This window comes from uncultured Winogradskyella sp., assembly GCF_947498345.1.
Taxonomy (GTDB): domain Bacteria; phylum Bacteroidota; class Bacteroidia; order Flavobacteriales; family Flavobacteriaceae; genus Winogradskyella.
The window spans coordinates 154,305-168,280 of sequence record NZ_CANMJY010000007.1 but is presented as its reverse complement, the minus strand read 5'-3'; the positions used below and the strand labels follow the sequence as shown (position 1 = coordinate 168,280).

The window sequence follows — 13,976 nt, the reverse complement described above, 5'->3', positions numbered from 1 at the left end:
TTATCGTTCAAATTTACAATCTTTTCTATATCTTAACGCAACCATGTGTGTCAATCTACATCTATTATATAAAACCAATTCGTGCTAAAATCAATCTGTCATTTTCTGTTATTAATCATATGCTGTGCAAATTTACCTGCCCAAACCACAGATTTGTCTATTGCTATTGAAGCGCAAAATTTGAGCGGAAGTGCAATTTCTCAAATAGATATCTATGAAGATTTTCAGTACCTCATCACAATTTCTAATTCTGGAAATTCGGTTAACAATCCGTCATTGACTATAGATTTTGATGATGATTTAACTATACTTTCTTTTAACTCGCAAAACAATGTAAACGGAGCTACAGATGTTATAAATATAAATGTAACTGACAATATCTTAACAGCTTCTATTGCCAATATGCCTAACAACTCTAGTGTAGAGTTATTGGTTTTGGTAACTGCACCAACTAACTTAGGCGGAATTGCTGCAAATGGCACAATAAGCGCTCCTCCAGGAACTACTGATACAAATACCAGTAACAATCAATCCATTATCTCTATTGATGTGTTAGATATTGTCATTGATTTTTTAGTAACTCACATACAAACTCAGCCTGCTGAAGGTAATGCAATTAATTCATGGGGAGATGAAGTTACCTACCAATTTACAATTACAAATAACAGTGCTATAGATTTTCCTGTTAATTCTATTGAAGGACGGCTTATTCTCACATCTCCTATAGATAATGGTCAGCCTTTTGCAGAATTTGTCTCATTAGAATGTATAGCAAGTACTAACGGCACTTTGTGTCCCGACTTAACAAATTTAAATGGGAATTCTTCCGTGATATTATCACCTAATCTCCCCGTGGCACCATCGCTCTTTGAGTTTAATGATTCTATGGAATTTACTTCTGGTGGTAGTGTCACTTTTGAAATGGTCTATCGTTACACTAACTTTTCATGTTCGCCAAACCCAATGCCCATTGATGTTGATAGTATTATACTAATAGATCTTGATCATGCTAATGCATCTTCGAATAACTCTAACAGTGTTACCACCAACTTACTTAACGCAGATTTATGTCCTCAAACTGATGTTTGTATTGAATCTGTGCAAGTTGACCCGGATATTTCGGTAACAATTCAATACGAACAGCAAGTTACATTTGAAACAACGGTTTGTAACAACGGACCTTCTGAAGCTCCAATACTTTTCTTTATGCAAAATTTATCAGCAAATGTAGGTTGGAATATTATTTCTGTGAACTGTATTGCAACTACTGGTCCTGTATCGTGTGACGATTTTACGCTAATGGATAATGGCCAATTATGGGTAACTAATGAATTTACCTTACAACCAAATACCACGATTATCATTGAAACAATTGTTGAGTTTATAGAACCTCCTTGTAATCCATTTCCAGGTATGGTTGAGGCGTCTATTAAGAGTGAAGTTGTTCTTACTGCTGGTCAATTGGTAGACATTGATCTTAATAACAACTTTTTCTACAATTATTTAGAGCTCCCGCTTGAAGAACCCTGTGATACTAATAATGTATACGACCTTCAGGTGACCAAAGCACAAATAAGCCCTCAATTACCCATTGGTAGCTCACAACAAAATACCGCAGAATGGGGGGAAGTTACCTATGAGATTACCGTTACTAATGCAGGAGACACTGATCAATTTATTCAGGTTCAAGACCATATGCCAGTTCCTACTTCTGGTGCAACACCATTAAATGCCATGTTAACCGCTATTGATTGTGTCGCAACCACAGGCACTGCTACTTGTTTTAGTATTAATAACGCTTATATTGGTGTGGTTTTTGACGGGATTACTGAAGATGGAAGTTTTGACACCTTTTGGGAAATCTTACCTGAAGACAATTGGTTATTACCAGCTAACAGTTCGGTTACATTTAATGTTACAATAGACTGGCAGCCACAATGCTCAACCAATCCTATTATTGGAGAAAACATTGTTAGAGTAAGCCATGTTAATGATGTCCCTGAGAGTAATACAGGAGACAATAAAGATGAGGTAATAACTTATTTTGCTCCCTGTATAGATTTGGTAGTACAGACTTATCCAGAATTTACTCAAGTTGATACCAATCAAACATTTAATTGGATAATAGATATTAGTAATAGTGCCACAAGTTCTGATGCTGTTGATATACTTTTTGAAAACTCTCTAAATCCTGTTTTCAATATTAATGGCACTCCGACTTGCACAATAGTTTCTGGTAATGCTTCATGCATTATCACTTTTAATAATACAGGGAATTTAATTTGGGGCACTATTCCATCAATGGAAGCTGGTTCAACCATAAGTATCAATATTCCTGTTGCAGCACCGAGTTTTGGCGGGGCGTTTAATAATATTGCTGAAGCCATTCCAAGTCCTACAAGTAATGAAGAATTAACACCAGAAACAAACATCTCTATAAATAGCGTGCAGGTGGTTTCGCCAACACTTGAAAAAATATTCTCCCCCAACATCATTTATGAAGGGGGTGAAAGCGAGTTAGTATTTACGGTTTTTAATATAGCAACTAACCTTACACAAAGTAATATTTCATTTACCGATAACTTACCAGCTGGTGTTACTTTATCAAGTATACCTACCTGGGTAAACTCTAATGGTTGTACAGCAACATTTACTGGTAGTTCTGGAGATAATTTCATAGGTATTACTGATCTTGTTTTTCCTGATGGAATCGAAAGTTGTACGTTCTCTGTAATGGTAACTTCTAATACTGCCGCTACATATTTAAATAATTTTGAAAACTTTACCAATACCAATAATATTGATACATCACAGACCAGCGCTACACTTAATGTTATTGTTGACACCTCTAATGTTGATATTGAAATCACTAAAACCGTTGAGCCATCAGAAGTTATAATTGGCGATGAGGTAACATTTACCATCACTGCTACCAATATAGGAACATCTGCAGGTACAGAAATTGAAGTTATAGATCTACTCCCTATGGGTTATGAATACATTTCTTATTCGACAAGCATAGGTGTTTTCGATGACAACACATTTACATGGAATATAACAAGTTTATTTCCAGGTGAGTTTGCAACACTTAATTTGGTGGCCCGAGTTGTATCGTCTAACGATTTATTAAATCTAGCATTACTAAATAGTATTAATGAAATTGACAGAGATTCATCAAATAATGAAGACGAAGCATTTGTTGAAGTTTCAAACTGCTTAACCATTCCTGAAGGGGTTTCACCAAATGATGACGGCGAAAATGATGTGTTATTTATTCCATGTATAGAAGATTATCCCGATAACACCATTAAAATATACAATCGCTATGGAACACAAATATATGAGGCAAACAATTACATAAACACCTGGGGCGGAAGAGCAAATATGGGATTTCTAAAGGGTTCTAACTTACTGCCAGTGGGCACTTATTTTTATATTCTGCAAATTAATAGTTTTGAAAAACCCTTTATTGGTTATGTATATCTCAATTACTAATCTCTTAAATATTTACCTAAAATATATGATGGCAAAATAGCTATTAATGCATAGAGCGAAAAACCAACAATACCATGGCCAGCGTAATGATGTGCTGCTGTTGCTAAAATTAAATCAAAGAAAAACCCGGCGTAAACCCATTCTGTTAACCATTTGCTTGGTCGCCATAATACTATCACTACACCTAATACTTTTAAAATTGCCAAGGGGATTACGATGTATGTTGGATAGTTAAAGCTTTCGAAAAAGCCTTTTATAGCTTCTGTTTTTGTAAAATAAAGAAATGCAGAGTACAAAAAAATTCCGCATAAAACAGCTGTAGATAACCAATACAAAATTTGTTTGGTGCGCATTAGCTTAACTAAATTTACCTTCTACAATTTCAATAAAACGTTCTTCGTACTCCTCTTTGCCTTCCCAATTATTATAATCGGGTTTTACCATCTCAGTAATGAGTTTTTGAGCTTCAGAAAAAGAATTCGTTGTGTTTATCTGGGAAACAACGCGTTCGTAATCTTCATTCTTACCTTCAAACAAATGCTTAATAAAAGCTAATTTATCATTTAAACCAATTTGAAGACTTTTGCCTTTCAACTTATCATTCAACGATTTTTTGCCTTGTTCTGCTTTGCGTTTTTTGGCATCTTCAATAGGTTCAAATTCTGGTATATCTGCAAAATCAGAAGAAATAGTTTCAAACTCTATCGTTTTTGGTACTTCATTAGCAACTGCTTCTTCTACAATAACATCAACCTGCTGCGTTTCTTGTGGCATTTGTGCTACCATATCTTTAATCTTCTCCATAACAGGCTCCATAATACCATCATCTTCAACCTCATCTAAATTTACATAGGTTTTATTATCAACTTCAATATTATCACTGATTTTATTATTAAAGGCTGTATCTAACATATCAAAAAACGAAGAGTCATTGCCAATTGTTGGCATATCGTCTTCAAAATTTTCTTGTGCAAACTTTAAAACCGTTAGCTTTTCGTAAAGCTTAGCGACCTCTTCGTGCATTTTATCCACATCTTCTCTACCTTTTAATTTTAGAATCCTATGTGCTATACTAACTAATTCTGATTCTAATTTCTTTTTCATGAATTTTACTTTTGATTTTTAATAAATTTGCGTGACCTTTATACAAACGAAAAAAGGCAGCTATTTAGTGCTAAAATTACGAAATGTTTCTCGAAAATACGGTAAATCATAAAGAACAATTTGGATGGATTGAGGTAATTTGCGGATCGATGTTCTCTGGTAAAACCGAAGAGCTGATTCGTAGATTAAAACGCGCCAAATTTGCAAGACAGAAGGTTGAGATCTTTAAACCTGCTGTAGATGTACGTTACGATGACGAAATGGTAGTCTCTCATGATGACAACGAAATCCGCTCTACTCCTGTACCAGCCGCAGCAAATATTCCCATTTTAGCAGATGGTTGTGATGTGGTTGGTATTGATGAAGCTCAATTTTTTGATGATGAGATTGTACGTGTTTGTAATGATTTAGCCAACAAAGGTATTCGTGTTATCGTCGCTGGTTTAGATATGGATTTTAAAGGAAATCCGTTTGGGCCAATGCCTTATCTTATGGCTACAGCTGAGTATGTAACCAAGGTACATGCTATATGTACAAAAACCGGGAACTTAGCTCAATACAGTTATCGAAAAGCAAAAAGTAATGATTTGGTTTTGTTGGGTGAAGTTGATGAATACGAGCCTTTAAGTAGAGCTGCATATTATAAAAGCATGTTGCGTGACAAGGTAAGGCAAATGAAAGTTAAGGATGCTGAAGAAATCGATACTGATACTAAAGAAAAAAAATCTGATGCCTAAAGCTAATGAAACCGTCCTTGAAATTGATTTAGGTGCACTTACCCATAATTTCAATTATTTAAAATCAAAGCTGCAACCACAAACCCGGTTTTTAGCTGTGGTAAAAGCTTTTGCTTACGGCAGTGATTCTGTAGAAATTGCAAAACACCTCCAAAAACTCAATGTTGATTATTTTGCTGTGGCTTATACCAAAGAAGGTGTAGCTTTACGTGATGCAGGCATTACAACCCCAATTTTAGTATTACACCCACAACCTACAAATTTTAAAACCATTATTGAGCGATGCTTAGAACCTAGTCTATACAATGCTAAGGTTTTAAATGAATTTATAAATGTTGCTGAAGAAGAAAAACAATCTAAATATCCTATTCATATAAAATTCAATACTGGCTTAAACCGTTTGGGTTTTTGGGAAAGTGATGTTAATTATGTAGTGTCAAAACTAAAACCCACAACCTCAGTTTTAGCTAAATCTTTATTTTCTCATTTAGCAGCAAGTGAAGATATAAATGAGATTGATTTTACAAATCACCAAATAGAGAATTTTAAAAAAATAGCTGAAATATTTAGAGCTAAAATAGGTCATCGACCATGGTTACATATATGTAATACCTCAGGTGTTCTAAATTATCCTAATGCACATTTAGATATGGTTCGCTATGGTATTGGACTTTACGGCTTTGGCAATTCCGCTAAGGAAGATAAAAACCTAAAACCTGTTGCAAGCCTAAAATCTGTAATATCTCAAATCCACAAGATTGAAAAAGGCGAATCGGTTGGCTACAATAGAGCCTATAAAGCTAAAGGGTTTGAAACAACTGCAACGATTCCTATTGGTCATGCAGACGGAATTACACGAGTCTACGGTAATGAAAAGGGGTTTGTTATTATTAATGGTAAAGTAGCTCCAATAATAGGAAATGTCTGTATGGATATGATTATGGTAAATATTACAGACATAGAATGTAAAGAAGGTGATGAGGTTATAATTTTTGATACTAAACATAAAGCTTCTGTATTAGCAGAATCTGTCCATACTATTTCGTACGAAATTCTAACCGCTATTTCACAGCGCGTTAAACGTGTGTTTTTAAATTCTATTTAATTTCTGAACTTTAACATCTTAAGTTTTTTAGCTATTTTAGTAACTTATTAACCAAACGCTAACTAATTATGCTAAAAGAATTTAAAGAATTTGCAATGAAAGGCAATCTTGTCGACATTGCTGTAGGTTTTGTTATGGGTGCAGCTTTTAAAGAAGTTGTAACAGCATTTACAGGAGGAATTGTTTCTCCATTAATTGGTTTAATTTTCGATTCAGACTTTAAAGCATTACGATATAAATTAAAGGATGGAGCACTTAACGACGCAGGAGAAATGGTAGGAGAAGTATATTTAGAATACGGAACTTTTTTAACTAATGTTATTGACTTTATTATTGTTGCATTTGTAATGTTCTTGGTGGTAAAAGGTGTTAACAAAATGAAAGCAAAAGAAGAGCCTGCACCAGAAGAACCTGCAGGACCATCTGAAGTAGAGTTATTGCAAGAAATTAGAGATGCTCTGAAAAAATAAACATATAGCGTCACCGCTACACTCAACTCTATTAATTAAACCGCTTCAAAAATTTGAAGCGGTTCTTTTTTAAGATATAATTAAATTGTTCAATGAATTTAATATTTATTTTTGTTGAAGATTAAAAACATCTATAATGAAAATAGCAATTGTAGGAGCAACAGGTTTAGTAGGAAATGTAATGCTAAAAGTACTCGAAGAGCGTAATTTTCCGATTGATAAATTATTATTAGTGGCTTCAGAACGTTCTGTTGGTAAAAAAATTAACTTTAAAGGTAATGATATTGAAGTTGTTAGTATAACCTCTGCAATTAATGAACGTCCTGATATTGCTTTATTTTCAGCTGGTGGAAGTACTTCATTAGAATGGGCCCCAAAGTTTGCTGAAGTGGGCACTACAGTTATCGATAACTCATCGGCTTGGAGAATGGATTTGTCTAAAAAATTGGTCGTCCCAGAAATTAACGCCAACCAATTAACCAAAAATGATAAAATTATTGCTAACCCAAATTGTTCTACTATACAAATGGTAATGGCTTTGGCTCCGCTTCATAAAAAATACAAGATTAAACGCATTGTCGTGTCAACATACCAATCCGTTTCTGGTACTGGAGTAAAAGCTGTTGAGCAATTAGAAAACGAAATAGCAGGTAAAAAAGGAGATATGGCTTATCATTATCCTATTCATAAAAATGCTATTCCACATTGCGATGTGTTTGAAGAAAATGGTTACACCAAAGAAGAAATGAAATTGGTAAGAGAAACTCAAAAAATTCTTGATGACAGAACCATTGCGGTTACTGCAACAGCAGTAAGGATTCCTACAGCTGGAGGGCACAGTGAAGCTGTTAACGTTGAGTTTGAAAACGATTTTAATCTTACCGAAATAAAACAACTCTTAAACCAAACTGAAGGTGTTACCGTACAAGACAATTTAGATGTAAACGTCTACCCAATGCCAATGTATGCTAATGGTAAAGATGATGTTTTTGTAGGCAGAATACGACGAGATGGTTCTCAAACCAATACACTAAATCTTTGGATTGTAAGCGATAACCTTAGAAAAGGGGCCGCTACAAATACAGTTCAGATTGCTGAATATTTAGTTAAAAACAGCTTAGTTTAATATATTAAACACCCTTCCCAACAACAGTAATTTTTTGTATTTCAACTAATTAATTAATTTTTTAGTTGGGTTTGTTTATATATTGCTGTCCCTATTTACTGTAAGTTTTAAGAAATTTTTGATTTAATCCATGTCGTTAAATACTTATCTTTGAATTTAATCATGTTTTATTTCAAAATAACCCAATTATGAAAAAATTACTTCTATTTACTATTCTGCTGAGTATTTTTGTTTCTTGTAAAAATGAAACTGAAAAAGTGAAGCCAATTAGCTTAAATTATCCTGAAACCCAAAAAGTTGATACTGTCGATACATATTTTGGAGAAGAAGTTGCTGACCCTTACCGTTGGTTAGAGGACGATAGAAGTACAGAAACTGAAAATTGGGTAAAAGCTCAAAACGAAGTAACTTTCGGTTATCTTGATAATATCCCATATCGAGAAGAATTAAAAGAACGCCTTACCAAACTTTGGAATTACGAGAAAATTGGGTCCCCATTTAAAGAAGGAGATTATACCTATTTCTATAAAAATGATGGACTGCAAAATCAATATGTTATATACAGATATAAAACTGGTACCGACCCAAAAACTGCTGAGGTGTTTTTAGATCCAAATACATTTAAGGAAGATGGTACTATTTCATTAGGAGGTTTAAGTTTTTCTAAAGATGGTAAAACTTTGGCATATTCTATTTCAGAAGGAGGAAGCGACTGGAGAAAGATCCTAATTATGAATGCTGAAACCAAAGAGATTATTGAAGATACACTTGTAGATATAAAGTTTAGCGGCATGTCTTGGTATAAAAACGAAGGATTCTATTATTCAAGCTATGATAAGCCAAAAGGGAGTGAGTTATCTGCAAAAACCGATCAGCATAAAGTTTACTATCATAAGTTAGGAACCAAACAAGCAAAAGATGAATTAATCTATGGTGGTACAGCAAAAGAAAAGCACCGCTACATCTATGGAGGTGTAACGGAAGATGATAGATATTTAATTATTACACCTAGAGTATCAACCTCGGGCAATAAATTATACATCAGAGATTTAACAATCCCTAACTCCCCTCTGGTGGAAATTTTAGGGCATACAGATTCAGACTCAAATATCATAGAAAATGTAGGGTCTAAACTTTATATTGTAACCAATCTAAATGCACCAAACCGAAGAGTTGTAACGGTAGACGCATCAAACCCGGCACCAGAAAACTGGAAAGATTTTATTCCTGAAACCAAAAACGTACTCAGTCCATCAACTGGCGGAGGGTATTTCTTTGCCAATTATATGGTAGATGCTGTTTCAAAAGTATTACAATATGATTATAATGGTAAATTAGTAAGAGAAGTAAAATTACCAGGTGTAGGAAGTGCAGGAGGTTTTGGTTCAAAAAAGGAAGAGAAAGAATTATACTATTCGTTTACAAATTATGTTACACCAGGTAGTATATATAAATATGATATTGAAAATGGTACATCCGAGCTATATCGTAAACCTAGTATAGATTTTAATCCAGAAGATTACGAAAGTAAGCAGGTATTCTACAAATCTAAAGATGGTACAGAAGTACCAATGATTATAACACATAAAAAAGGCATAGAACTTAATGGTAAAAACCCAACAATTCTATATGGCTATGGAGGTTTTAATATTCCTCTAACACCCAGCTTTAGCATTGCTAATGCCGTTTGGATGGAACAAGGTGGTGTGTATGCGGTAGCGAATCTACGTGGTGGTGGAGAATATGGTAAAGCTTGGCACGATGCAGGCACAAAAATGCAAAAACAAAATGTGTTTGATGACTTTATCGCAGCTGGTGAATTTTTAATTGACAATAAATACACCTCATCAGATTATTTAGCTATTAGAGGTGGTTCTAATGGTGGTTTGCTCGTCGGAGCTACAATGACACAACGCCCAGATTTAATAAAAGTAGCATTACCAGCTGTTGGTGTTTTAGATATGTTACGTTATCACACTTTTACTGCTGGTGCAGGTTGGGCATACGATTATGGTACAGCAGAAGATAATAAAGAAATGTTTGAATATTTAAAGGGCTACTCTCCTGTACATAATGTAAAAGAAGGTGTAGAATATCCAGCAACTATGGTAACAACTGGAGATCACGATGATAGAGTCGTTCCTGCACATAGTTTTAAGTTTGCTGCAGAACTGCAAAGCAAACAAACAGGAGATAACCCTGTAGTAATTAGAATAGAAACAGATGCTGGCCATGGAGCAGGAACTCCAGTGAGCAAAACTATTGAGCAGTATGCAGACATTTATGGCTTTACGTTATATAATATGGGGTTTGATATATTGCCAAGTAAAACCAAAGAAAAAATTAAAGGGTAAACCCTTATATAGCTATTAACCAAATCATTTTTTTGTCACTTAACCAATTACATAAACAGCTTAAGGAAAAGAATATAAAATTTCTTTTTACAGATTATTATGATACCATAGCTCATAGGCATGTACACCCAAATCAAACTCAAAGAATTTGGGCTAAACTAATGATACGAGAATTAGGTTTATCAGTTACAATTGATACCTTATACTTTATAAGGCAAGAATCATCAAAGTATCTCGTTGAACAACTAGAGAAAGAAGACTTTGAAATTCCTTACGATATATTACAACACGAAATATGTAAGCGTCTCATCAATGCTGATATTATTACTATTGAAGAAAAAGATGATTTTTTAAATCTCTTTGAAGATGCTGATGTAAGAGCCGAAGCTAGTGTACAATATTTAAACCAAGATGTTTTAGATACTATAAAATATTTTAAATCTAATGGTGGTAAGGTCTATTTAGTTTCAGACTTTTATGGTTCTAAGTCTCTTTTTGAAAAACTGCTGAAACATCACGGCGTTATAGATCTATTTGAAAATATATATAGTTCAGCAGCCTTAGAGAAAAGTAAGCATACAGGAGATATTTATACGTCAATTCTAAAAGAATTAGCGATAAATGCACAAGATGTAATGATGATTGGCGATAATCATCGAAGCGATTATCTCAATGCTACAAAATGTGGTCTTAATGCTTATCAACTTCCTCATAAAAAATATCTTAAAAGGAACAAACGAAATAACTTCGGAAACGATAAAAAGAATCTAAAACGTACTGTTAAAGATGTCTATAACACATGTCAAAAACGTTCTTCTATTCCTTACACTGAATACATCATTTTTTATCATACGTTTATTGAGCGTTTGTATGATACGACCAGAAGAAAAAATATAAAAGATCTATTCTTTTTAGCACGAGAAGGACAATACCTTAAAAGACTATTTGATTCTTATCAAGAGTATGCTCTAATAGATGAAACCCGAAAAATAAAGACCCATTATTTAAAAATGTCAAGGCATGCTGCTCTTCAAATGTCACTAAAAGATATTGAAGTTGAGCCATTCACGTTTCTTCAACTTAAGTACAGTAATATCTCTCCCGATAATTTTTTAATAGCTGTTAACTGTCCCGAAGAATTAAGACAACAAATCATTTCTCAGCTAAATATAGATGGTAAATCTATAATCAAAGGATTCTTTAAATCTTCTGTTTTTGAAAGTATAAAAAAGAATAAAAGCTTCCTTGATTATTATAATTCACATAGGGAGTCTAGTCATAATGCGTTTAAGGCTTATGTCAATTCTTTTGATACTCAAATAGAGAAAAATGGAATTAATGTTGTCGATATTGGTTGGGGAGGCACAATGCAAGAGGCTATTTTTGAATTTTTTGATCAAAAGATTCCTGTAACTGGCTATTATTTAGGACTTGGGAATATTTATAATATTCAACCACAAACTAAGCGGTATGGTCTAATTTCTTCTTTAATGCCTTATTTTGACTACTATGACTACATCTTAATGGCTAATCAACAATTGTATGAACAGTTCTCTGGTGCAGACCACGGAAGTGCTGTGGATTATAGTTTAGAAGCCAAGGATTACACCATAGAATATCATAAACCCGAAGAAAAATGGTTATACGATAATCATATAAAAAGACATCAAGAAGAAATGTTTGGTTTGCATAGATTACTTTTAAAACAATTAGAGCCTATATGCTTCTCGGAAGAGATGATGCAAAATGTTATTTCTAAAATAGCGCTAAGAGTTGGTCTATTTCAGAGTGCAAAAAAATTAAAGTTTATAGACACACTAAGTAGTGGGTTTTATCAAAATGTTGGACATAATAAAGTTGGTTTATCCTATGAACCTCCTAAAGTTAAAAACCCTGTAAAAAGTATGATTAGGTTTTTAATGACACCTGAAAAGTACTTTAGATATTTAGTAAAATTAAAACCCGCTATAAATAAGAAAAGTAAATTTTTGGCCTTTTTTACACCTATGTATTTTATCTATCTTTATTTTGGTTTTAATAAATATATTAGATTTAAAATATTACATCGTTTCTTTCTTTTAAAATACAATGTATTTAAGTAAACGTTTGTCGGTTTTTTTTGAGTATTGCCGATTTAATAAAAAAACATTAGTTTTACCTTTATTTTTTCAATAAAGGTAGGGGTTTTTTCTCTTTAGTTGTCTTATAAATAGTTGTATGAAAAAAAAATACGCTATACACTTTTTTTTATGTTTAACCTTACTGCAATTTTCTTGTGGTACTGATGATGCTACAACACCTTTAACTATAGAAACCTCAGCAGATTCAGCCACATTAGCTCAAAATACCGAGGTGGAGATTTTCATCTTTCAAAATGATGAATATATACCTAGCTCTGGTCAATTAAGCCTTAACACTCCTACTAAAGGAGTTGTTTCCATTAATGATTTTAATGATACGCCCAACAACCCAAGCGATGATACAGTTATCTATATCGCTAACCCTAATATAACTGGAGAAGACTCTTTTCAATATACCATATGTGACAATTCTGGTAATTGTAAAACCGAAAACGTATCCGTTACTATTACATCGTCCTCAGTAATAAGTTTAAACTTAGATAATGTCCCTTACCAAAACTTATCCGAGTATAATTTCTTTGAAGGGGATCTTAAAAATTTAAGCCCAAATTTTGGTGTATTACCCTACACATTAAATTCTACACTGTTTTCGGATTATGCAATTAAAAAGCGTTTTGTTTGGATGCCAAACAATACTAAGGCGACATATATCAGTGATGATGTTTCTTTAGATTTTCCTATTGGCACTGTATTAATTAAAAATTTTTATTACGAAAACGTACTTCCAAATAATGACACCAGAATATTAGAAACTCGTTTAATGATTAGAAAAAGTGACGGGTGGATTTTTGCTAATTATGTGTGGGATACAGAACAAACAGAAGCAAGTTTGGATATGAGCGGAAGTTTTGTTGATCTCCAGTGGCAAGATGGTAGTAATACTAATGCAGTACAATATAGAATACCTGCTGGTCCAGAATGTCATACCTGTCATAAAGTAATGGAAATACCTCAACCTATAGGTCCAAAACCAAGAAATTTAAATCGAGAATATAATTACAACGAAGGTATTGTAAATCAATTAGATAAATTAATAAGTCAAGGCTATTTAGAAAACTCCCTTCCAGCATCTGTATCTCGTGTACCTGATTATAATAATGTATCCGAACCTATAGACTTAAGAGTAAGGGCTTATCTAGATATAAACTGTGCGCATTGTCATTCGGAAGAAACACATTGTGCCTACAGACCATTACGATTAAGTTATAGAGATACAGAAGACTCCAGTAACATAGGTGTTTGTGTACCACCAGATACAGATTTAGGAGAAGGTCTTGGAGATATTGTCCAACCTGGAAATGCTCCCAACTCTGTTTTACACTTTAGACTCAATTCTATAGAACCTTCTTTTAGAATGCCGCTTTTAGGACGCACCTTAAGGCATGATAGAGGAGTAGAACTTATTGAGCAATGGATAGACCAATTATCAAATGAATGTGAATAA

General features: G+C 33.6%; 10 protein-coding genes. 8 read left to right on the top strand and 2 right to left on the bottom strand.

What is annotated here, in order from left to right:
- The first annotated feature begins 81 nt into the window (after positions 1-81).
- Positions 82-3,495 (top strand): gliding motility-associated C-terminal domain-containing protein, encoded by a 3,414-nt coding sequence (locus Q0912_RS11115; protein WP_299115027.1) that lies wholly within the window; start codon positions 82-84, stop codon positions 3,493-3,495.
- Here the strand turns inward: Q0912_RS11115 and Q0912_RS11110 are convergent.
- Positions 3,492-3,848 (bottom strand): DoxX family protein, encoded by a 357-nt coding sequence (locus Q0912_RS11110; protein ID WP_299115025.1) that lies wholly within the window; start codon positions 3,846-3,848, stop codon positions 3,492-3,494. The two genes, Q0912_RS11115 and Q0912_RS11110, sit on opposite strands and share 4 nt — an antisense overlap.
- Positions 3,849-3,852: 4 nt before the next feature.
- Positions 3,853-4,599, bottom strand: coding sequence for a hypothetical protein (locus Q0912_RS11105; protein ID WP_299115024.1), 747 nt, complete (start codon positions 4,597-4,599; stop codon positions 3,853-3,855).
- Positions 4,600-4,682: 83 nt separating this feature from the next.
- Here Q0912_RS11105 and Q0912_RS11100 point away from each other — a divergent pair, with 83 nt between their 5' ends.
- The 7 genes from Q0912_RS11100 to Q0912_RS11070 all read left to right on the top strand — a co-directional run bounded on the left by Q0912_RS11100 (position 4,683) and on the right by Q0912_RS11070 (position 13,976).
- The gene (locus Q0912_RS11100; RefSeq protein ID WP_299115022.1) at positions 4,683-5,336 is read left to right on the top strand and encodes a thymidine kinase; all 654 of its coding nucleotides are present in this window, start codon (positions 4,683-4,685) and stop codon (positions 5,334-5,336) included.
- Positions 5,329-6,441 carry an alanine racemase gene (gene alr / locus Q0912_RS11095; protein ID WP_299115020.1) on the top strand — a complete coding sequence of 371 codons (1,113 nt, stop codon included), beginning with the start codon at positions 5,329-5,331 and terminating at the stop codon, positions 6,439-6,441. Before Q0912_RS11100 ends, alr begins: the two co-directional genes overlap by 8 nt.
- Before the next feature lie 68 nt (positions 6,442-6,509).
- Positions 6,510-6,911: a large conductance mechanosensitive channel protein MscL gene (gene mscL, locus Q0912_RS11090; RefSeq protein ID WP_299115019.1), complete on the top strand. Its 402-nt coding sequence runs from the start codon at positions 6,510-6,512 to the stop codon at positions 6,909-6,911.
- Positions 6,912-7,047: 136 nt separating this feature from the next.
- Positions 7,048-8,037, top strand: coding sequence for an aspartate-semialdehyde dehydrogenase (locus Q0912_RS11085; RefSeq protein ID WP_299115017.1), 990 nt, complete (start codon positions 7,048-7,050; stop codon positions 8,035-8,037).
- 188 nt (positions 8,038-8,225) lie between these two features.
- Entirely contained in the window at positions 8,226-10,391 is a 2,166-nt protein-coding gene (locus Q0912_RS11080) for a prolyl oligopeptidase family serine peptidase (protein WP_299115015.1), read from the top strand.
- Positions 10,392-10,423: 32 nt separating this feature from the next.
- Positions 10,424-12,493: an HAD family hydrolase gene (locus Q0912_RS11075; RefSeq protein ID WP_299115013.1), complete on the top strand. Its 2,070-nt coding sequence runs from the start codon at positions 10,424-10,426 to the stop codon at positions 12,491-12,493.
- A gap of 115 nt (positions 12,494-12,608) precedes the next feature.
- Complete coding sequence (locus Q0912_RS11070) at positions 12,609-13,976, top strand: hypothetical protein (protein ID WP_299115011.1); 1,368 nt, start codon at positions 12,609-12,611, stop codon at positions 13,974-13,976.